Origin of the sequence: Bacillus sp. FSL R5-0422 (assembly GCF_038610765.1) — a bacterium.
In the GTDB taxonomy this organism is placed as follows: Bacteria; Bacillota; Bacilli; order Bacillales; family Bacillaceae; genus Bacillus; species Bacillus pumilus_O.
This window is the reverse complement of the sequence record NZ_CP152014.1, coordinates 510168-530324: the sequence shown is the minus strand read 5'-3', so window position 1 is coordinate 530324 and position 20157 is coordinate 510168. Positions and strand designations below refer to the sequence as shown.

General features: G+C 42.0%; 24 protein-coding genes. 2 read left to right on the top strand and 22 right to left on the bottom strand.

Translation table 11 applies throughout. The features are described from left to right. Position 1: 1 nt before the first annotated feature. Both MKX52_RS02545 and MKX52_RS02540 read right to left on the bottom strand, forming a co-directional pair. A complete protein-coding gene (locus MKX52_RS02545) occupies positions 2–979 on the bottom strand; it encodes a thiamine pyrophosphate-dependent dehydrogenase E1 component subunit alpha (RefSeq protein WP_342491413.1) in 978 nt (325 codons plus the stop codon). A 192-nt stretch (positions 980–1171) separates the two neighbouring features. Beyond that, a complete protein-coding gene (locus MKX52_RS02540) occupies positions 1172–1645 on the bottom strand; it encodes a SprT family protein (protein WP_144503900.1) in 474 nt (157 codons plus the stop codon). Positions 1646–1744: 99 nt separating this feature from the next. Here MKX52_RS02540 and cmpA point away from each other — a divergent pair, with 99 nt between their 5' ends. After that, a complete protein-coding gene (gene cmpA / locus MKX52_RS02535) occupies positions 1745–1879 on the top strand; it encodes a cortex morphogenetic protein CmpA (protein WP_012009003.1) in 135 nt (44 codons plus the stop codon). Positions 1880–1899: 20 nt separating this feature from the next. Here the strand turns inward: cmpA and MKX52_RS02530 are convergent, their stop codons facing one another. The 14 genes from MKX52_RS02530 to acpS all read right to left on the bottom strand — a co-directional run bounded on the left by MKX52_RS02530 (position 1900) and on the right by acpS (position 13099). After that, positions 1900–4059 carry a Tex family protein gene (locus MKX52_RS02530; protein ID WP_012009002.1) on the bottom strand — a complete coding sequence of 720 codons (2160 nt, stop codon included), beginning with the start codon at positions 4057–4059 and terminating at the stop codon, positions 1900–1902. Positions 4060–4135: 76 nt separating this feature from the next. After that, on the bottom strand, positions 4136–4735 hold the full coding sequence (locus tag MKX52_RS02525; RefSeq protein ID WP_012009001.1) for a PP2C family serine/threonine-protein phosphatase: 600 nt from the start codon (positions 4733–4735) through the stop codon (positions 4136–4138). Next, on the bottom strand, positions 4735–5523 hold the full coding sequence (sigB, locus tag MKX52_RS02520) for an RNA polymerase sigma factor SigB (RefSeq protein ID WP_012009000.1): 789 nt from the start codon (positions 5521–5523) through the stop codon (positions 4735–4737). The genes MKX52_RS02525 and sigB overlap by 1 nt, the downstream gene beginning before the upstream one ends. Further along, on the bottom strand, positions 5489–5977 hold the full coding sequence (rsbW, locus tag MKX52_RS02515) for an anti-sigma B factor RsbW (RefSeq protein WP_012008999.1): 489 nt from the start codon (positions 5975–5977) through the stop codon (positions 5489–5491). Before rsbW ends, sigB begins: the two co-directional genes overlap by 35 nt. Beyond that, positions 5974–6303 (bottom strand): anti-sigma factor antagonist, encoded by a 330-nt coding sequence (locus tag MKX52_RS02510; RefSeq protein WP_012008998.1) that lies wholly within the window; start codon positions 6301–6303, stop codon positions 5974–5976. The genes rsbW and MKX52_RS02510 overlap by 4 nt, the downstream gene beginning before the upstream one ends. Before the next feature lie 59 nt (positions 6304–6362). After that, complete coding sequence (locus tag MKX52_RS02505) at positions 6363–7370, bottom strand: PP2C family protein-serine/threonine phosphatase (RefSeq protein ID WP_012008997.1); 1008 nt, start codon at positions 7368–7370, stop codon at positions 6363–6365. Positions 7371–7380: 10 nt separating this feature from the next. Beyond that, positions 7381–7782, bottom strand: a complete 402-nt coding sequence (locus MKX52_RS02500; RefSeq protein ID WP_003214085.1) for an anti-sigma regulatory factor — start codon at positions 7780–7782, stop codon at positions 7381–7383. Positions 7783–7784: 2 nt separating this feature from the next. Beyond that, positions 7785–8153 carry an RsbT antagonist protein RsbS gene (gene rsbS, locus MKX52_RS02495; protein WP_003214235.1) on the bottom strand — a complete coding sequence of 123 codons (369 nt, stop codon included), beginning with the start codon at positions 8151–8153 and terminating at the stop codon, positions 7785–7787. Positions 8154–8157: 4 nt separating this feature from the next. Further along, complete coding sequence (locus MKX52_RS02490; RefSeq protein WP_012008996.1) at positions 8158–8988, bottom strand: RsbT co-antagonist protein RsbRA; 831 nt, start codon at positions 8986–8988, stop codon at positions 8158–8160. Between the two features lie 114 nt (positions 8989–9102). Next, complete coding sequence (ndoA, locus tag MKX52_RS02485) at positions 9103–9453, bottom strand: type II toxin-antitoxin system endoribonuclease NdoA (RefSeq protein ID WP_003214169.1); 351 nt, start codon at positions 9451–9453, stop codon at positions 9103–9105. Between the two features lie 4 nt (positions 9454–9457). Further along, positions 9458–9739: a hypothetical protein gene (locus tag MKX52_RS02480; protein WP_012008995.1), complete on the bottom strand. Its 282-nt coding sequence runs from the start codon at positions 9737–9739 to the stop codon at positions 9458–9460. Positions 9740–10035: 296 nt separating this feature from the next. After that, positions 10036–11214 (bottom strand): alanine racemase, encoded by a 1179-nt coding sequence (alr, locus tag MKX52_RS02475; RefSeq protein WP_342491412.1) that lies wholly within the window; start codon positions 11212–11214, stop codon positions 10036–10038. 342 nt (positions 11215–11556) lie between these two features. Further along, positions 11557–12573 carry an outer membrane lipoprotein carrier protein LolA gene (locus MKX52_RS02470; RefSeq protein ID WP_088004450.1) on the bottom strand — a complete coding sequence of 339 codons (1017 nt, stop codon included), beginning with the start codon at positions 12571–12573 and terminating at the stop codon, positions 11557–11559. 160 nt (positions 12574–12733) lie between these two features. Then, positions 12734–13099: a holo-ACP synthase gene (gene acpS, locus MKX52_RS02465; RefSeq protein WP_342491411.1), complete on the bottom strand. Its 366-nt coding sequence runs from the start codon at positions 13097–13099 to the stop codon at positions 12734–12736. A 94-nt stretch (positions 13100–13193) separates the two neighbouring features. Here acpS and MKX52_RS02460 point away from each other — a divergent pair, with 94 nt between their 5' ends. Then, positions 13194–13799, top strand: coding sequence for a rhomboid family intramembrane serine protease (locus tag MKX52_RS02460; RefSeq protein ID WP_342491410.1), 606 nt, complete (start codon positions 13194–13196; stop codon positions 13797–13799). Between the two features lie 56 nt (positions 13800–13855). On the opposite strand, the gene MKX52_RS02455 is transcribed toward MKX52_RS02460, so the two are convergent. From MKX52_RS02455 to murF, 6 genes are all read right to left on the bottom strand, one after another. Next, on the bottom strand, positions 13856–15355 hold the full coding sequence (locus tag MKX52_RS02455; protein ID WP_342491409.1) for a PH domain-containing protein: 1500 nt from the start codon (positions 15353–15355) through the stop codon (positions 13856–13858). Beyond that, positions 15345–15824: a PH domain-containing protein gene (locus tag MKX52_RS02450; RefSeq protein ID WP_342491408.1), complete on the bottom strand. Its 480-nt coding sequence runs from the start codon at positions 15822–15824 to the stop codon at positions 15345–15347. The genes MKX52_RS02455 and MKX52_RS02450 overlap by 11 nt, the downstream gene beginning before the upstream one ends. A 110-nt stretch (positions 15825–15934) precedes the next feature. Next, on the bottom strand, positions 15935–17425 hold the full coding sequence (locus MKX52_RS02445; RefSeq protein WP_041815194.1) for a DEAD/DEAH box helicase: 1491 nt from the start codon (positions 17423–17425) through the stop codon (positions 15935–15937). Between the two features lie 165 nt (positions 17426–17590). After that, entirely contained in the window at positions 17591–17929 is a 339-nt protein-coding gene (locus MKX52_RS02440) for a hypothetical protein (RefSeq protein ID WP_012008987.1), read from the bottom strand. 127 nt (positions 17930–18056) lie between these two features. Beyond that, positions 18057–18749: an alpha/beta fold hydrolase gene (locus MKX52_RS02435; protein WP_342491407.1), complete on the bottom strand. Its 693-nt coding sequence runs from the start codon at positions 18747–18749 to the stop codon at positions 18057–18059. Between the two features lie 27 nt (positions 18750–18776). Then, complete coding sequence (gene murF, locus MKX52_RS02430) at positions 18777–20141, bottom strand: UDP-N-acetylmuramoyl-tripeptide--D-alanyl-D-alanine ligase (RefSeq protein WP_012008985.1); 1365 nt, start codon at positions 20139–20141, stop codon at positions 18777–18779. Positions 20142–20157: the final 16 nt, after the last annotated feature.

The window sequence follows — 20157 nt, the reverse complement described above, 5'->3', positions numbered from 1 at the left end:
TTTATTGATACGAAACATACACATCAGTCAGCAATTCCGTATGATCGGGATATTCACTTTCTTCACTGAATCTTACGGCTTCATCTATCGCATCTGCTACAGCCGCTTCAATACTTAATATTTCTTGATCCGTGAGCAGCTGCTGCTTTAATAATTCATTTTTAAAAAGAGTGATGGCATCTTTCTCCTCTTGATGTTCGGTTTTTTCTTGATTGGTTTTGTAGCGCTGAGCGTCTCCTTCAAAATGACCATAATTCCGATATGTCATGCATTCAATCAATGTCGGACCTTCTCCATTTTTTGCTCGTTCTATCGCTTGTTCTGCTGCTTGATAAACGGCTGTCACATCTTTTCCATCTACTTGCATACCCGGAATACCATAACTGGCAGCTCGATCCACAATCGATTTACAGCTTGAAGCATAAGAAAATGGCGTCGCTTCCCCGTAACCATTGTTTTCTGCGATGAAAATGACTGGCAGTTTCCAGATGGCCGCGAGATTGATTCCTTCGTGGAAAGTCCCTTGATTGTTTGCACCATCCCCAAAAAAGCAAACGCTTACATTTTCTGTCTTTTTATATTTTGCTGTGAGGGCTGCCCCGCACGCAAGTGGAAAGCCGCCTCCAACAATTCCGTTGGCACCGAGCATTCCTTTATCAAAATCTGCAATGTGCATAGATCCACCTTTTCCTTTACAAAGACCTGTGGCTTTTCCATATATTTCTGCCATCATTCCTTTTAGATCACAGCCCTTCGCGATACAATGACCGTGGCCGCGATGTGTACTTGTAATACTGTCTTGTTCATTCAGATGAGCGCAGACACCTACAGCAACAGCTTCTTCACCAGCATAAAGATGGACAAATCCTGGCAAGATCCCTTTTGTAAAAAGCGTGTGTACTTGATCTTCAAATTGGCGAATTTCCTGCATTTTTTGATACATCCAAACGGCTTTTTCTTTTGTGAGTGCCATTTCCATGATAAAACCTCCTATCTTTTTTGCTTGCACTTCTATACAAGCAAAAAGCGTGCCAACATCACGGCACTTGAAAACTTAAGTTTTGAGCGAATCACTTCGATCAAAAAAGAGACAAAATGAGACTTGAATCTCTATTTGTCTCAATATGTCTACTTCTTCTCACAAAAAAAGCATCCCATAAAGGAATGCTTATCAATCTGAACCGATTGTACGCTGCCATTTTAATTTTCCTTTGCAGACGCCGCACACATAACGAGAGGTATCAATTCGCCTTTTTCTAATAAAATACTGACCGCATCCTGTGCAAACATATTCTTGTCGTTTCTGTACACGTCTTTTATTTTGTACGGTCTTTAGCGGTGTACAAAAACGCGGGGCTCCTACTTGTTTTAATAACTCTTTAAAGGAACGGTCACGATGCTGATAGCCTTTCCCCTCAAGATGCAGATGATAATGACACAGCTCATGCTTGATGATTCCGATTAATTCTTCTCGTCCATGTTCCTCTAGGTATCGGCGGTTCAGTTCGATATTGTGTGTTCCAAGTAAATATCGCCCGCCTGTCGTTTTGAGACGGTCATTAAAAACAGCCTGATGGCGGAATGCCTTACCAAAGAACTGCTCAGAAATAAGTTCTGTTAACTGCTGTAGCTCGCTCTCCTTCAATCAAGATCGTTCCTTTCTATAAAAACCTCGAACGGGACAATTTCCCCTTTGCATACATTGAAGGTACACCCACTGTTTCGATCAAAGGAGGAATGGGCGATGCCCAACTGGCTGAAAAATCAGATGCAGAAGGCTTTTTTTGAAAAAAATCATTACCAAATCAAGTTGCTAAATCAATGCTGGTACTTCTACAGAAAAAAACATTCAGTCGCATCAAGGCACACCCCATCCTGAGGTGCGCCTCGTTTTTTTGTTTATTCTGGTTTCAGCATGGAGAGGGCAACGCGGCCTTTTGCCTGGTCAACGGAGTCCACCCATACAGTCACAATGTCACCAACTGATACAACGTCAAGCGGGTGCTTTACAAAACGGTTGCTGAGCTTAGAAATATGGACAAGCCCGTCCTGCTTGACGCCAATATCAACGAATGCGCCGAAGTCTACGACGTTTCTTACCGTTCCTTGCAGCTCCATTCCTTGCTTCAAGTCCTCCAATTTCAACACATCTGTTTTCAAAAGAGGTTTTGGTACTTCATCGCGCGGATCACGCTCAGGTCTTGTCAGCTGATCGACGATATCTTGTAGTGTGATGATGCCAATATCAAGCTGCTCTGCTGCTTCATCCAGCTTAACCTCTGCGATTTTCTCCTTTAACTGCTCTGTGCCAAGATCATCTGGCGTCATCTTGATCATGCGTAAGAACTGTTTTGTTTCTTTATAGCTCTCTGGGTGAATGCCTGTCCGATCGAGTGGATCTTGTCCATCTGCGATGCGTAGGAAACCAATACACTGCTCATAAGTTTTAGCCCCAAGTCTTGGAATGTCCTTTAATTCTTTTCTGCTTGTGAATCTTCCAATCTCTTCGCGGCGCTTGATGATATTCCCTGCAACGGCTTTTGAAAGACCTGACACATATTGCAGCAGCGCCTGTGAAGCCGTATTGACGTTCACACCGACTTGGTTGACGACTGTCTCCACCACGAAGGTTAACGAGCTGTTTAATTGCTTTTGGCTCACGTCATGCTGGTATTGGCCTACCCCGACAGATTTCGGATCAATTTTCACGAGTTCTGCTAAAGGATCTTGTAATCTTCGAGCAATGGATATAGCGCTTCGTTCTTCGACTTGCAGGTCTGGAAACTCTTCTCTCGCCAGTGCAGACGCAGAGTATACACTTGCTCCTGCTTCATTCACAATCAAATAGGAGACCGGCTGATCCAGCTCTTGAATGAGGTCTGCAATGAATTGTTCAGTCTCTCTTGAGGCTGTTCCGTTTCCAATCGCAATGACTTCAATATTTGATGATTGAATGATCTCTTTCACTTTTTGTTTCGCTTCCGCTTTTTTCTGCACTGGCGGATGCGGGTAAATGACGCCGATATGATGGACTTTACCTGTATCATCCACGACGGCTAACTTACAGCCTGTCCGAAATGCAGGATCGACTCCAAGTACACGCTTCCCTTTCATCGGCGGCTGAAGCAGCAGTTTTCTTAAGTTTTCAGCGAAAATATGAATCGCTTGTTCTTCTGCTTTTTCTGTCAGCTCTTTGCGGATTTCTCGTTCGATGGATGGCTGGATAAGACGTTTATATGCATCGTCAATTGCCGCTTCGATAAACGGTCTCGCCGTCGTCTGTTTGCCTTTTATGACTTGTTTGTCGAGATAGAAACGAATATTTTCAGCAGGCGGCTCGATGGCTGCCTTTAAGATGCCTTCTTTCTCTCCGCGATTCACCGCTAGTACACGGTGCGGCACTATCTTTTTGATCGGCTCTTGATAATCGTAATACATTTCATAGACATTTTTCTCATCGTTTTCGATGTCTTTTCCTGATGTGATCAGACTACCCTTTTGGTACGTTTCGCTACGAATCCATTTCCGCATATCAGGATCATCTGCCAGCTGTTCAGCAATGATATGCTGCGCACCTTCAAGCGCCTCTTCTACACTTGTTACTTCTTTATCTTCGTTGATAAAAGAAGCGGCCTTTTTCTCGATCTCATCGCTTGGCAATGTGAGTATATATTCCGCCAGCGGCTCAAGCCCTTTTGCTTTGGCTACATTTGCCTTTGTTTTACGTTTTTGTTTGAATGGCCGGTATAAATCTTCGACCTCTTGCAGTTTATGAGCCTGCTCAATTTTTTGTTTTAATTCATCCGTCAGTTTGTCTTGTTCTGCGATTAACCGGATGACTTCTTCTTTTCGGTTCATGACATTTTGGATATATGTATAGCGCTCTGAAATGGTTTGAATTTGCACCTCATCCAGCGAGCCTGTCTGCTCTTTCCGGTAACGGGCAATAAACGGGACGGTGTTGCCATCCTCTAAGAGCTTGATGACACTTTCAATTTGTTTGGTTGAAAGCTTTAATTCTGTTGCAATTTGTTTCAATAAAAAGTCAGATGTCTTCATACTTTGCATCCTCTCACTGTGTCTTCTCTTTTAGTGTATCAAAAAAATCGGTAAAACAGAAAAAAGGTCAGCTATTTTACGTAAGCTGACCAAGTACATAGGTGAGATCGTCCTTCTTGTCTTGTGTATATGTTTCAAGTTGTTTGGCAATATCTTCAACTGAATGACTATGCTTTAAACACATTCTCATGTTTGGCACATTCAGTCCGTCTGAATACATAATGAATGTCGATCCTTTTTCGTAGGAATAGGTGTATGTTTTATATTTTCTAGGTTTCCCTGATAAGTATCCTGATGTAGGAAGTGGATAAATATAGTCGCCAGAAGGGGCATTCAAGATGAACCGAATATTACCAACCGAACAATAGGTAAACTGCTGCTGGGAAAAATTCACCTTTAAGATCCCAACAGTGGCTCCGCGTTTATTTTTCATCGCCTGATTGCATCTGTCAATGAGGGTCGTCATATCCTCATGTCCATATTCTTCGACAATTTCGCTGACTAAAGAAGATGATTCATTGGCGAACTGACCGCTGCCTAATCCGTCTGCCACAGCACAAATTAGTTCTTCATCATCTGCTTTAATAAAAAAACTGTCCCCGCAGCATGATTTCCCTTCTTTATTCGATTGATAGATAATGGCATTCACATGCTCATGCTGTTCAATCTGTTTCATTACCCTAGCTCCATAGACGCATCTTCTGATAATGCATCTCGTAGCTTTTTAACTGCCTTCCGTTGCAGTCTCGATACATGCATTTGGGATATCCCTAATAAATCGCCTGTTTCTTTCTGACTCTTATTTTGTAAATAAGTCAGGTTGATAATCTCTTTTTCTCGATCTGTCAGAACATGAAGCACACTCTCAAGCATCATTTTTTGGTTTACACGCTCGTAGCCCTCTTCTTGTGAGCCGACAACGTCTAAAATGGTGACTGTACTTCCTTCAGAATCAGCCTCTACGCCTTGGTCAACAGACAGTGCTTGATAGCTTTTGCCCATCTCCATGGTTTCCAGAACTTCTTCCTCTGTCACATCTAGGTATTCTGCAATCTCTTGGACTTTCGGTGACTTTTGCGTCTCTGTTGTTAGATGATCAACGGCCATCTTGATTCTTGGTCCAAGCTCTTTGATTCGCCTTGGTACATGGACACTCCATGTTTTATCCCGTAAAAAGCGTTTGATTTCCCCGATAATGGTTGGAATAGCAAAGGCTTCAAATGATTTACCGACGAGCGGATCATATCGCTTAATGGCGCCAAGTAAACCAATCATTCCAACTTGTCTGAGATCCTCATGAAAGCTTTTTCCTTTTGAATATTTTTTTGCCAGCATATCGACCAAGTTTGTATAGCATTCGACCAGCGTGAGCTGCGCCTGCTCATCTTGATTGGATTGATAGCTTTGGATAAGGCGATCCACTTCATCTTTAGTTAGTTTCATAGTTTTGGATGGTTGTGTCATGGTCAACTCGCTCCCTGTTTAAAAACTTTGTCATCGCAACGGTAACTCCGGAGTTTGCTTGCACCTCGACTTCATCCATCAATGTTTGCATTAAGTATAAACCAAGACCTCCTTCTGCCAATTGATCCACCGTATGAGCAGTTGTATACGGTCCGAGGTCTTCTTGCTTTTGCTTAAAGTCAAAGCTACCGCCTTTGTCAGCGACAATGATTTCTAGACGATCTTCGTAGACAAGAAAGCGAACAGCTACCTCTCCATCTTCACCGTCTTTTCCTTTATAGGCATGCTGAACTGCATTTGTACAAGCCTCACTGACGGCAATTTTTAAGTCTTCAATCTCTTCGTAGACATAGCCCATTCGGCTCGCTACGCCTGAAAGAGTCAGGCGAATGATGCCTACATATTCTGGTTTCGCCGGTATTTTCATCTCGATTAGATCTACTGTTTCGTTCATTGTACCCCACCCTCTGACTTTGCAGAAATGTCAATGATGTCCTTTAATCCAGTAATTTCAAACAACCTTACAAGCCGATCTGACAAGTTCTCAAGCTTTAGTGTTCCACCTGCTTTTTGAGCTGCTTTAAACAGCCCAACAAATACACCTAATCCTGTACTATCCATATACGTAACATCCTTCAAACAGATTTCAAGATGCTCTCCCGCCTCGGCTTTAGGCATGAGTGTTTCTCTTAGCTGAGGAGCAGAGTACACATCGATTTCTCCGCTGACACTAATTTTCGTTTTTTGATCTATTTGATGCTCTTTTACAGACATATTCATTATGCATTCACCTCGAAATTCTTGTTTCCTTGAATTTTATATACCCGTCTATGCACTTTCTAAACCTTCCTTTTAAGGACAAGTAACGTAAAATCATCATGCAGCTGGAATTCTTGCAGCTTAAGTAAGCTGTCATAGATGGCATCCACCATTTCCTGAGCTGAATAGGATAGGTTCTCTGATATCAGCGCTTTGATATCCTCACGCTCTAAGAAGCCGTCCTCTGATTTAGATTCTGTGACACCATCAGAGAATAAGATCACCATATCTCCTACGTCCAGATGCTTCTCATACTGCTTATAATCAAAATCTGGTGCGATCCCAAGGACAAGTCCTTTTGCATCTAAATCGTAAAATTGATTCTCTTTATTGCAATAGAAAAAGCCCGGCTCATGACCAGCCGATGCATATTTAAATTCATGTGTTTCTTTATTATAGCTGCCATAAAACATGGTGATAAACATACTTGGGTCTACGTTTTGCTCGACAACACGATTTAGGGTTTTCAGCACTTTAGTTGGGCCGCTCCCTGACTCTGGCAAGGAATCCATCGCATATTTGATCATCGACATACAAAGCGCAGCCGGGATTCCCTTTCCAATGACATCTGCGATCGCGATATTAATCGTATCGTGATCCGTCACAAAGTGGTAATAATCTCCACTCATCTGTTTTGCCGGTACACTGATCGCCCCAATATCGAACGTATCTCCTTCTGGAATTTTCGTTTCCAGAAGGGTTTGCTGAACATTTGCAGCAATTTCAATTTCTGATTTAATTTCTTGCTGGATGCCTCTAAGTGTTAAATGTTCCTGATAGGCAAGTCCGTACCCAATCATGACTTCAATTAAGAAGTCTAGTGAATGAAAAACATCTTCCGGCAAATCAGGGTAAAGCTCCTGAATCACTTTTCGGTGAACACTCACTATTTCTTCAGGAGGTATTTGATGCTCAATGGTTTTACGGCTAAATTTTTGAGCTTGATAAAGCGATGTTTCAGTTAAATCACTGATATAACGACTGAGCAGCTGATGGTACCGCTGCTCCATTACCTCCTTAAAATCCATGGTTTCCCTCCTAGCGAAGCCACTTAACAGCTTGTATCTCCGTTCCTTGTTCTGGTGCAGAATCTAATTTAAATTCATCCATCAGTCTTCTGACGCCCGGCAAGCCTGCTCCGAGTCCACCTGATGTAGAAAATCCGTCTTCCATCACTTTACGTATATCCATGATGCCAGGACCCTCATCGGCTGCGATGACCTTGAGTCCACGCTTTCCACGCTCCATCACTTCTTCTATACAAATCTGACCTTTACCAGCGTATAAATAGATGTTTCGAGCTAATTCTGAAATGGCCGTCGTAATTCTTGCTTGGTCAACTGTTCCAAAACCAAGTTCTTTTGCAACGTTGCGCCCCAATTGTCTTGCTGCGACTATATCCCATTCCGTCAATATTTTTACACAGGATTGGTCTTTCATATCTATTCCCCCAATTCCCGCTTCAGTGTCTCAAGCCCTTGTTCAAGATCTAGTGCTGTTTGTATTTCTTCCAGCGATATACCAAGTTCAATAAGCGTCACAGCGACTGCCGGTTGTATTCCTGTTAATACAACTTTTGCCCCCATGAGCTTAGACATGGTGATCACATCGCCTAATACCTTAGCGATAAATGAATCAATCATATCGACGGATGTTAAATCAATGACAACACCGTTTGCTCCTGTTTCATGAATTTTATTCAGTAAGTCTTCTTGAAAGTGAAGAGCTGTTTGATCATCAAGCTCCCACTGTATTGAAATCAGAAGACAATTATATAATTTTAAGATTGGAATCTTCGGGTGATTTCTCAATTGGTTATCCCTCCAATGAAACAATTTTTCGATTTGTCATTTCCAAAGCAGTTTGAATTCCTTTTTGAAGGGTATTCTTTGTTGTAACCTGAGATAAATCAATTCCAAGGTTAACGATCGTTTGGGCTATTTCTGGGCGAATCCCGACAAGTAAACACTTCGCTCCTACTAATCTCACAGCCTCTGACGCTTGTATGATATGGTGGGCAACCATTGTGTCCACGACAGGTACACCCGTGATATCAATTAAGACGACCTGTGAGCGATGTTTGACGACACCATTGAGCAGGTTCTCCATAATTTTTTTCGCACGATCTGTATCAATTGTTCCAACAAGTGGCATGACGGTGATGTGCTCAAATACTGGGATTAGCGGGGCAGATAGTTCCTGCAGCGCAATTTTTTGAAGGCTGACGGTTTTTTCCCATGAGATGGAATACTGGTTTAAGATCTCGTTATGGATAGGTGTGATGAATCGATCGATTTGCCAAATGAGGTCATGACTTTCTTGTGTTGTATCTTTGTCATCGTTCATTTTTTCATATAAATGTGTACGAATTTCCGTTAGACCGTTTGCCAGCAACTTAAGTGATATACCCATTTGAACAATTTTTAAAGCAAAATTTTGCACTTTTTCTTCAAAATCCTCATTATCCCCCTCTGAAAGAGATGTAATGATGAGTTGAACATATTCCGAACAGATGGTTTCATACATTTTGTCGTTCAGCATCATGTCCGTTTCTTTTTCTCCGAGTCGTTTTAAAATGTCCGTCCACTCTTTTTCTAATTCCTTTTGATGCTTTCTTGCAAAAGCTAACACGATATGATTCGACATGTTTTACCCCCTACTTACATTTAAAGCTCTTCTTTAGTCTTTCTTCATTATAACGTTAATAAAAATTGAACACAAAAAAAGTTGCTCCCAGTAGAGCAACCATATCTCACCATATTAAAAATCAATAAGAGCCAAACTAACTTGTAAGGCTTCATCAACCTTCTCCATCATCTCATCATCAAGATGTGTGATTTTATCTGTCAGTCTTTGTTTATCGATTGTACGAATTTGTTCCAAAAGAATGACAGAATCTCGTTCAAAGCCGTACCGCTTTGCATTAATTTCGACGTGAGTCGGTAATTTCGCTTTTTGTATTTGGGCTGTTATGGCTGCAACGATAGCAGTCGGGCTGAAGCGATTTCCAATGTCATTTTGAATCACCAATACTGGGCGAACCCCGCCCTGCTCGGAGCCAACAACAGGAGATAAATCAGCAAAGTAAACATCACCGCGTTTAACAATCAAATGTTTAACCCCCGCTGACTAATCGCTCAACTGTATTCTCAGCCTCAAATTCTGCGTATTGTGCCTCTGAAGAGATATTCAGATTAATTTTCGCCATCTCCATGTAGCCGCGTCTCATCGATTCACGATTTTGTCGAATATTACGTTCACGAATATACGTTTTTGTCGCTCGGTAGATCAATTCATTTCTTGTTACCTTATCCTGCTCTGCTACTCGTTCGATCTCAGACATTAAAGTCTCCGGCAGTCGAATCTTCATTTCGTTTGTTGCGCTGGATTCAGACAAAAAACATACACCTCCACAAAACTTACGGATACCGTATCGATCCATTCCAAGACTAATCATACCATTATTCAATGCACAAGCAAAGCTGTTTTTTCATGATTTCTTATTAGAACATGAAGCGGCTCGCCACCCGTAAATCAAGATGATAATGGAGTTCCTCCTTCCCATTATACGCTTTTTTCCGAAAATCATACGGTATTTCCAAAATCTCTAAAAAAGGGAGAATGTTTACCCTACTTTTGTCGAATAAAAAAGAACGACGTCAGTTTGACTGTCGTTCTTTTGAATGTTGTTTATCAAAAACTTGGTCCGCCTTGAAGGAGTGGATTCCGCACTTGAACTCTTTTGTCGTCCTCTATATACACTCTCGGGACGCGGTGACCAATCGAGCACGTGATTTCATAATTAATGGTTTCAAGCCTTTTGGCGATTTCATCGACTGGTATCATGTCTTCGCCTTGCTTACCAATTAAAACGACCGTCTCGCCCACTGGAAGCTTGTCTTTCAGTTCAACCATGAATTGATCCATACAAACCCTTCCGGCGATCTTCCGACGCTTTCCGCCAACAAGTACTTCCGTTCCTGCCAGCTTCCGAATCCATCCATCTGCATAGCCGACTGGAACCGTGCCGATCCACGTATCTTGATTGGCTGTATACGTTGCCCCGTAGCTGACACTCTCACCCTTTTGAATGTGCTTCACATGGGCAAGCTTCGTATGAAGAGACATGGCTTCTTCAAGCTTGAAAGGCAATTCATCCTTGATTTCTTCTGACGGTGACAGCCCGTACATACTGATGCCGAAGCGAACCATGTTAAACAAAACGTCTTTAAACCTTAAACCTGCTGCACTGTTGGCACAATGAACGAGAAGCTTGTCCGTATGAAGCGGCTCAAGCAGTGTTTGAAAGGTGTCAACCTGGCGATCAAAGTAGGCCTCATCCTTTTCATCTGCTGTCGCAAAGTGAGTAAATACGCCTTCCAGCTGTAAATAAGAATGCTCGTCGACAAGCTTTTTCACTTCGTTCACTTGCTCTATCGTTTTCACACCTAATCGGTTCATTCCGCTGTCTATTTTCAAATGAAATCTTATAGGTTGTCCCATCTGGCCTTCCATCATGTTGATGACGTCTTTCAGCCAATCGATGGAGTAAGCGGTCATGATGACATTGTATCGAACGGCGACTTTGACATATTCAGTCGGTACGGCGCCGAGTACAAGTATTGGTGCTTTGATGCCTTTATTTCTTAAAGAAACGGCCTCATCTAAAAAGGCGACGGCTAAAATGTCTGCGCCCGCTTTGAGAGCAGCACTTGCCACTTCTATATCTCCATGTCCATATGCATTGGCTTTCACCACAGCCATTAGTTGAACACTTTGACCGATATGATCTTTCATATGTGAAACATTATGCTTAATTGCTGATAAATTAATTTCTGCCCATGTGTCTCTATAAAAGGCATTTGTGTCCATCCGTCACACTTCCCTATTGAATGATTCAATCCTCTCATATGATACTAAAAATCAAGAATAAAGTGAAACAAATCAAAAAAAGATCAGCCCTTGCAATAGGGCTGATCTCAGATTGTTGACAAAGTGCTAAAATGATCTTTATTTTAGCACTTTGTCTTCTTTTCAGCGTGATAGAAAACCTTTGAAGTCTAGGAAGGCCGAGCACTGGCGCGGAGCGAATTTGACATTCGTGAGCACCGGCGCGCAGACCTGACAACGAATGCGAAGGTTTGTCTACACGCTGAAGATCAGCCCTTGCAATAGGGCTGATCCTTCAATTTCTAAGGCTCTCGCCTGAGATATTTATTTAGCTGACTGGCCTTCTACACTCTTTGCAACCATCAAGAGCTCTTCCTTCGATAGATCACTTGAAGAAATCAAGTAGTCCACTCCGTCAGATGTCCATGAAAGGGATTGATCTGTCAGAACCCCAACTGTCATGCCAAGGTCGACTGGCTCGCCGTTCATTGTCACAGGCGTAGATGCTTCAGCAACTCTCGCTTTTTCCTGAATGAGTGTGAAGGATTTCTTTCCGCCATACGTCATCACATAACGCTTCCCGGCATCTGTCATCATTTCTTTCTCTTCCATCTTTTTCACACCCTCTGGCATGTCAACTGGCGTTTTCACTGCGAAGCTGTCAGATGGGTCTGCACTTGTGGCAACATCCATTTGAGAGAGTGTCATGTTTTTCTTCTCATCAAATGCATCTTTGTCAAAGGATTTATTGAATTCAAAGTGAGAGAATTCCACTTTCACCATTGGCTTTTTGTCGCTATCCAGCACTTTCACACTGGCAGGCGCCATTGTTTTTTTATGAAAGGTAATCTCTTGGGTAGGCAGCATTTGGTTGTGCTGATAATTGGTTTTGGTTTCGAACACATACTTTGAATCCTTCGCTTTGAACTGAGCAGCACTGTCATTTTTAATGTCCTTCACGAGTGACTCAAATAAGTAGACCTGACTGCTATTATTCGGCCAATCACTGTGAAAACGGAAGCTCTTGTTCAATGAAGGTGTCAGCACAAACACACCATTGCCATTTCTTAAAATGACTTGACTCTGATCCTTTTTCGGATTTTCTAAATAGACACGGTAAAGTTCCGGCTTTTTGTACCAAATTTCTACCTGATACTCCTGCGGGTCATTTCCTGTCTCAATGGTCATTTTTGCTTTGGCTTTGTATGATGTCATTTCCTCTGCCTTTTTGTTTAAATCTCCAACGATATCCTTCTGAGATTTTTGACCGCATGCGGAGAGAATCAGTACAAAAAGGATTCCCGTTACAAGCAAAACAAAGCTTTTTCTCACCCTTTTCAACCCCTTCGTTAATTGTGTTAAAAGGAAGAAACCGCTTGTTTGACTTTAACAGTACGCCTCAAGAGTTAACTGCGTACCGCGAACCATCAAAGCCTGTTAGCAACTCGCCCTTCCTTATCGCACTACCCAATATATGAAGGGGGGACAAACAATATGCAGACTAGCTTGACAACCTTTCAATTAAAACTTGTGCCGCAGCATATTCTTTCGTGTGAGTGATGGACACATGAACTTGGTCGTCCTTCGTCTTTTCGCTTTTGATGAAAGGTTTTCCATGTTTGTCTTTCTGGATTTCTATGTCATGAAAGCTTAAATGCCTTCCAATTCCCGTTCCGTATGCTTTGGCGAAAGCTTCCTTTGCTGCAAAACGTCCTGCCAAAAATTCCAGCTGCCGCTTTTCACTAAGTGCGTGAAAGATGTCTTGTTCATTTAACGTTAAAATTCGTTCTGGCAAACGAGGTTGTCTACTAAGCACATGCGCGAGCCGGTTGATCTCTACTATATCAAGACCTATTCCTTTGATCATGAGGTACCTCCTATGATACTCGTACTAATTTGGATGTTCTCTTCATAAACGTGTTACTATAAACTTACCATTATCTAGTCAAAAGGGGTTTGTTATGTTTATTCGAACGGAGAGCTTTCAACAATTTATTAGATCGTATCCAATCGTCACAACGATCCTTGCTTTGCAATTTAGTCTATGGCTTCTATTTGCGCTTCCTATCCCTCTTATCCAGCTTGGTCACGACCATCTCGTCGGTTTCAATTATGGTGTAGCTGCTGGAGAATGGTGGCGACTTATCACACCTGTTTTTCTTCACGGAAGTCTGACCCATATTTTGTTCAATTCTATGTCATTGTTCTTATTCGCTCCAGCACTTGAGCATTTGCTTGGGAAGGTTCGATTTCTCATTATCTATCTTGGTGCAGGATTCATTGGCAACCTCGGAACCTATTGGGTGGAGCCTTTAGAGTATGTACATGTCGGCGCATCTGGTGCGATCTTCGGTTTGTTTGGCGTTTATTTATACCTTGTTCTATTTAAACCGCATATGATGGATCGCGGCAATTCTCAGGTGATCTTAACGATTCTTGCCGTCTCTGTCATTATGACGTTCGTCAACTCAAACATCAATATCATGGCTCACTTATTTGGATTGATCGGCGGCATGCTCCTAGCACCTCTTACGCTAGTTTTCCATTCAAAAAAAAGACGCTACTAACCTCATAAAAAATGTCGATCACTCCTATGAACAGGAAGCGGATCGACATTTTTTGTTTAAGAAGATTTATTTTTTTCATACGAATACCAATCCATTACACGTGCTGCATCTTCTTCCTCAAGGTGATGTACACCAAAGGAATCAAGCAACGCAGAGGATTTCACAAAGGTGTGAATACTCGCCACTCGGCCTTTCTTTTGGAAGAATGATTGTGTCATCGTATAGTTTTGCATTCGTTTTCTCAAGACAATTCCAGTGGTTTTGCCAATGCCTCTTGATGTCAGTTGAATCAATGGACCTTTGATCGTATAGCCTGATTGTTTATAAGCTAAATAGCCAAAAACCAACGCAATAGGAAGCGGAATGAGGGCCAAATACCCCCATGGCGGAAAACGGACAGATAGGATCACGCCGACAAGTAATGGCACAAAGCCGAAAGAGATCAGGTAGCGCTTGAGTGAACGCTTTGGCACCTTTTTCAATTCAGATTCTGGCTCCAAATGATAATCATCTGTGAATTGAGAGAGCAGTTCGTTGATTTTTTTCTTCCGAATCAGTGGAAATAAGACGGAAGAGGTTTCTTTTTCTGTAATAGAACCTCCTGCACTCACAAGCATCACCGTCGCAAAACCAAAGGGTTCACGAAGAATATTTTCTTTGATTTTCACTGCTTGAATTCTCGCAAGCGGAATGGTCATTTGATGCCTTTCAATGAGCCCTCTTGTGATGATGATGTCTTTCCCTTTTCGTTTTGCGTTAAAATTCGCATATTGAAGGGCTGTTACCCCAACACTAAGAATCCATGCAATCAATACTGCCATAAATATGAGAATCGCATAAATCTCAACACTCGCATGACTTAAAAAAGAAAACCGCTTGATGAATCCGTCCAAAGGAAGAATTTCATCTATTTGTGTGTAAATGGCAAGACACCCAGAAATAATGACGCCGATCCCGCTTGATGTGGTCGCAGCCAAAAGCAGTTCTGGTATCCCCATCCGGTAGGAAACATTGATTTCTTTTTCTACAGGTTGGTGTGCTGCCAGAGGATCATGCGGGGTACCTCCATTTTCATCCACCATTTCTTCTTGTTGCAAGCTTTTCTTCCGGTTGAAAATTGATTGCTTTAATTGTTCCGCTTCTGCTTTTGTAATCGCCGTCAGACTCACTTCCGGACCGTCTGTTCCGCCAGCTGTTTCGATTTGAACACGCACCAAACCAAAAATCCGCTGAAAAATACCTTCACTTGTATTCACCGTTTGAATTCGTTCTAACGAAATATATTTTTTCTTTTTTGTGATGACGCCCGATTCTACGCGAAATTCATCATCTTCCATCCGGTAGGTGAAACGCCTCCATGCTAAAACGGTTAAAACAGCTTTCCATAAAAGGAGCACACCAAGAATGATAAATGCATAAAAACGAATGCTCGAATTCGAGTTCACAAAAATAATCACGAAAAAAGGGATAATGAAGTTTTTGATCATGGATACGGCATCTGATATAAAATCAATGAACATCGAGATTGGATGTACACGTTTTGGTTCAGACATCATCTTCCGTCACCCTTGCTAAACGAGATATGTAATCACGAAGCTCATCTGCTTCTTCTAATTCTAGCGCCGGTATATCATGAACTGTGGCAGCAGTCGATATTTGAACAGAAGCCAAACGGTAGCGCCTTAAGAGTGGCCCTTGTGATGTATCGACATGCTGGACACGCACCATCGGTACAATCACACGTGTGACACGAATGAGTCCATGCTGAATTTCGATTTCATTTTCGAAAACTTCGTAGCGCCAGATGCGATGACGGATTTTCGGTATAAGCCAAATGCCAAAAATAGCCTGTAAGACCCATAGACCAGCAAGGATGGCGCCAATCCAATATGGCCAATGAAGATAATAACTAGCAACAAATACCCCAATGATGATGAGTAAGAAAATCAATGAGATGATTCCATTTTGAAGGCGCCATACCTTTAAACCACTTAAACTAATTTGACGTTGCGGCTGTTTTCTCACATTCTTCCCCCATTCTCTTACTTTTCTATCAATATATTACGAAAGAAAGCCTAAAAAGTTTCAGGAAACCTGTTAAAAAAAGCGAACCCTGCAAAGGATTCGCTTTTGAATTAGTTGTTATAAGATTTCTTTTGACGGCGATCGCTAGAAGAACGATTGCGGTCATTTGAAGAACGCTTTTTGTCACCGTAAGATGAACGGCTTTTTCCGCGATAGCCGCCTCCGCCGCCACCGTCTCTACGTTTAGAAGAGCTGCGGTTGTTACGATTGCGTTTTGAAACCATTGGTGCTTCATCTGTCAAACGAACAGGCGTTGCATCCGGCTCTTTTGTCATCATTTTGATGGCAGCCGCAACCACTGTGACAGAATCATGATCTTCTAGTAATTCAGCTGCTGCTGTCATGTAGAAGTTTAAGTTGTTTTCACTGATGATTGTGCGCAGACGATCAACAGTTACTTGTTGTTGTCCTTCGATTGCCTCATCTAGTGTTGGTTCTTTCATACGATCCATTTTACGTTTAGTTGTTTGCTCGATCGCACGAAGCATATCTTTTTCACGTGGTGTGATGAATGTCATCGCCATACCTGTACGTCCAGCACGTCCAGTACGTCCAATACGGTGTACGTAGCTTTCTGGATCTTGTGGTACGTCAAAGTTATACACGTGTGTTACGCCTGAGATATCAAGTCCACGTGCTGCAACGTCTGTTGCGACAAGCACATCGATTGAACCTTCTTTGAATTTACGAAGCGCAACCATACGTTTCGCTTGAGTTAAGTCACCATGAATACCTTCAGCTGTATAACCTCTAAGGTTAAGTGCTTCAGTCAATTCGTCAACGCGACGTTTTGTACGGCCGAAGACAATTGAAAGCTCAGGTGATTGAATGTCAAGAAGGCGAGTCAATGTATCAAACTTTTTACGCTCATGGATATCCAAGTAGAACTGTTGGATGTTAGAGACAGTCATTTCTTTCGCTTTTACTTTTACGTGTTCTGGGTTTGTCATGAAACGTTCTGCAATGCGCTTAATTGGTGCAGGCATTGTCGCAGAGAATAAAAGTGTTTGGTGTTCACTTGGTACATTTGAAAGGATCGATTCAATGTCTTCGATGAAACCCATGTTTAGCATTTCGTCTGCTTCATCAAGCACAACAGTTTCAACATTTTGAAGACGCATTGTACGACGGTTAATGTGATCGAGTAAACGTCCTGGAGTCCCTACGATGATATGAGGATTTTTCTTGAGTGAACGGATTTGGCGACCAATATCTTGTCCACCGTAAATCGGAAGTACGCGCGCACGCTTGTCTTGGCCAATTTTGTATAGCTCTTCAGATACTTGAATCGCTAATTCTCTTGTTGGCGCAATGATAATCGCTTGGATGTTTGGAGACGCTGGGTCAATTTTTTCTACAAGAGGAATACCAAACGCTGCAGTTTTTCCTGTTCCTGTTTGTGCTTGTCCAATGACATCTTTATTCTGAAGACCGAGAGGAATTGTTTCCGCTTGAATCGGTGTTGCTTCTTCAAATCCCATGCGGTTAATAGCTTTCATGAGACTTTCGCTTAATTGAAAATCTTGAAACGTTATAGTCAAATTATTCAAACTCCTTCTAATTGCTGTTTCAGTAATCTCGTGAATGATCATTAAAAACTGCCCTTTTCCGAAAGGACAGGTCCATTATATACAAAGCCCGAATTACCCTACCTTATATCTTACCATTACACTATTTGTTTTTCAACAAGACAGAAATGGATATATCTACTGTTCCACAATGACAGATTCACCATCACTTTGATCGCCATCCATCCATTTCCACTTTTCGAACAGTTGAATTTTTCCGTTATCCAACTGATTAGGTGTAGAATTGCAAGACCCGCTTCTCATGCTGCCGTCTTTGCTGACATGGTGGTACCTAAAATGAAGTGTTCCATCCTCATTTACAGTTCCTACAAGTACACCAGATATAATACTGCCGCCTTGATACGTGCCCGTTAATATATTCCCGTCCTGACGATATTGAAATACGGTGCCAACCGATACTTCTCCATTACTCGAATTAGACTGCGGGACAAAGGTTTTTCCGTCATATTGAAACAACCGAATCAACCACCTTTTCTTTCCTATTGTACCATAGGCTTGTCACTCATTCGACAAAAATGATGCAATTTTTAACAAGTGGGATTCAATTTATATTAGTTTAGCCACATTTTCGCTTTTCTATAGATTAAATTGTTTTTTTCAGAAATTCCTCTACTTTTTCAAACAATTGCTGCGCACATGGCTCATGACAAACATGGTGTTTACAATCAGGTAAATAAAACATTTCTTTCTGACGAGACGGGATTTTATGGTCAATCAATTGTGCACTTGAAGCTGGGACAATCCCATCGTTTTCCCCTTGAACAATTAACACAGGGAGGTGAAGCTTCTCAAGGGAGCTCTTCGTTTGCTTCACCAGCTTCATAAATTCTACAGCGGCTGACAGCGGTGTGCTCGTTAGCTTATGGCGGTATCTATCATACAAAGGGTTCGTATCAATTAGCCCAGACAATGATTCCTTCACCATCTGCCTTGTGTCTTGAATCATTTGTTTTGGATTCACATATTTAGCCGCTGCACTTAACAGGACAAGACGAGCGACTGGATACTTCGCTGCAAGATAAGAAGCAATCATTCCTCCCATAGAAAACCCGATCAAAAAAATAGTCTTACATGTTCTGTAAAGAGAAAGAAGTTCTAATTCAGCTGTCGCAATCCATTCTTGATAGAGAATACCTTTTAGCTGAAGCTCATCTCCATGCCCCGGAAGCGTGACAGACTGAACATTCCAATCTGTCTTCTGCTTTAAATATTGCGCTAGCGGTTCCACTTCATAGGGGGCACCAGTGAATCCATGTATACATAGACAGCCAATCATTCTGTCACCTTCTTTGCCGCTCACTTTTTATAGTGCAGTAATGACTTCTTCTAATCTCATGCCGCGTGAAGCTTTGACAAGGACCACATCATCAGGACCTGCTACGTCAGCAAGTTTTTTCTTCAGTTCCTCTTTGTCCATAAATGAGAACACTCGCGTATCACCGAATGATTTCTTTGCTCCTTCAGCGATGAATGCACCTAAACGGCCATACGTCATCACATGATCAATAAATTCAGGCTTGATGTAGCGGCCTAGTTCATAATGATATGTTTCTTCTTCGCTACCCATCTCTAGCATGTCTCCAAGGACAAGAATGCGATTTGCGAAGCCGTCCATATCTCCTACAAGATCAATAGCAGCTTTCATAGAAGTAGGGCTTGCATTATACGCATCATTGATAACAGTAATTCCTTTTTCTGTTTTAAACAGTTCAAGACGCATTCCTGTTAACTTTGTTTGCATGAGTCCTTGGGCGATTTGTCTTTCATTCAGTCCGAAATGCTGACCTATAGCAATGGCAGCAAGGGCATTCTTCACATTATGTTTCCCTAATACAGGAATGAGAAACCCTTGAGCATACCCTTCAACTTGAAATTCAGTTCCTTCTGCAAGCTGGTTAATATGCGTTACCTTAATATCACAGTCATCTGCTTCTCCAAAGGTTTTCACTTGCTGAGAAAGTTGAGTCGCTCTCTCGCGAATCAAAGGTTCATCTCCTAAGTAGTAAAAGGTGCCATCCTCTTTCAACCCTTTTGTAATTTCACATTTTGCATCAGCAATGGCTTCTCTTGATCCTAAATCTTGCATATGAGACTCTCCGATATTGGTGATGACTGCTGCATCAGGCTCAGCTAGGTTTGACAAAAACTCGATTTCGCCTTTTGCGCTCATGCCCATCTCTAATACAGCGATCTCTGTACCTTTTGGCATTGAAAGAATGGTGAGCGGAAGACCGATATGATTATTAAAATTACCGTCTGTTTTATGAACTTGATACGTTGTTTGTAAGACGGAATGAATCATATCTTTCGTCGTGGTTTTCCCGTTACTTCCTGTAATACCGACAACACGAGGGTTTTCTTCTTTTAAATACGATTTTGCCAATTGCTGAAGGGCTGCCAGTGTATCGTCGACAAGAATGACAGGTACGCCTTCTGGTGGATTGGTTTCTTTTTGATTCCAAAGAACAGCTGCCGCTCCAAGCTCCACTGCTTTAGAAGCAAATGTGTGACCATTAAAATGTTCTCCAATTAGGGGGATAAACAATGCACCTTTTGATACTTTTCGTGTATCTGTCGTCACTCCGTGAATTTGCTCTTCGCCAAAAGCTTGATTAGATAGTGTCCCACCAGCCATTTGGGCGATTTGTTTCACTGTACGTTTGATCATGATTTTTTCGCCTCTC

What these genes read in the sequence shown, in the direction of transcription:
- MKX52_RS02545 (WP_342491413.1), bottom strand. Translation starts at nt 979, where the DNA reads ATGGAAATGGCACTCACAAAAGAAAAAGCCGTTTGGATGTATCAAAAA.
- MKX52_RS02460 (WP_342491410.1), top strand. Translation starts at nt 13,194, where the DNA reads ATGTTTATTCGAACGGAGAGCTTTCAACAATTTATTAGATCGTATCCA.
- MKX52_RS02435 (WP_342491407.1), bottom strand. Translation starts at nt 18,749, where the DNA reads ATGATTGGCTGTCTATGTATACATGGATTCACTGGTGCCCCCTATGAA.
- MKX52_RS02510 (WP_012008998.1), bottom strand. Translation starts at nt 6,303, where the DNA reads ATGAATATGTCTGTAAAAGAGCATCAAATAGATCAAAAAACGAAAATT.
- MKX52_RS02490 (WP_012008996.1), bottom strand. Translation starts at nt 8,988, where the DNA reads ATGTCGAATCATATCGTGTTAGCTTTTGCAAGAAAGCATCAAAAGGAA.
- MKX52_RS02530 (WP_012009002.1), bottom strand. Translation starts at nt 4,059, where the DNA reads ATGAAGACATCTGACTTTTTATTGAAACAAATTGCAACAGAATTAAAG.
- MKX52_RS02500 (WP_003214085.1), bottom strand. Translation starts at nt 7,782, where the DNA reads ATGAAAGACCAATCCTGTGTAAAAATATTGACGGAATGGGATATAGTC.
- rsbW (WP_012008999.1), bottom strand. Translation starts at nt 5,977, where the DNA reads ATGAACGAAACAGTAGATCTAATCGAGATGAAAATACCGGCGAAACCA.
- MKX52_RS02505 (WP_012008997.1), bottom strand. Translation starts at nt 7,370, where the DNA reads ATGGATTTTAAGGAGGTAATGGAGCAGCGGTACCATCAGCTGCTCAGT.
- sigB (WP_012009000.1), bottom strand. Translation starts at nt 5,523, where the DNA reads ATGACACAACCATCCAAAACTATGAAACTAACTAAAGATGAAGTGGAT.
- alr (WP_342491412.1), bottom strand. Translation starts at nt 11,214, where the DNA reads ATGGACACAAATGCCTTTTATAGAGACACATGGGCAGAAATTAATTTA.
- cmpA (WP_012009003.1), top strand. Translation starts at nt 1,745, where the DNA reads ATGCCCAACTGGCTGAAAAATCAGATGCAGAAGGCTTTTTTTGAAAAA.
- MKX52_RS02525 (WP_012009001.1), bottom strand. Translation starts at nt 4,735, where the DNA reads ATGAAACAGATTGAACAGCATGAGCATGTGAATGCCATTATCTATCAA.
- acpS (WP_342491411.1), bottom strand. Translation starts at nt 13,099, where the DNA reads ATGATCAAAGGAATAGGTCTTGATATAGTAGAGATCAACCGGCTCGCG.
- murF (WP_012008985.1), bottom strand. Translation starts at nt 20,141, where the DNA reads ATGATCAAACGTACAGTGAAACAAATCGCCCAAATGGCTGGTGGGACA.
- MKX52_RS02455 (WP_342491409.1), bottom strand. Translation starts at nt 15,355, where the DNA reads ATGATGTCTGAACCAAAACGTGTACATCCAATCTCGATGTTCATTGAT.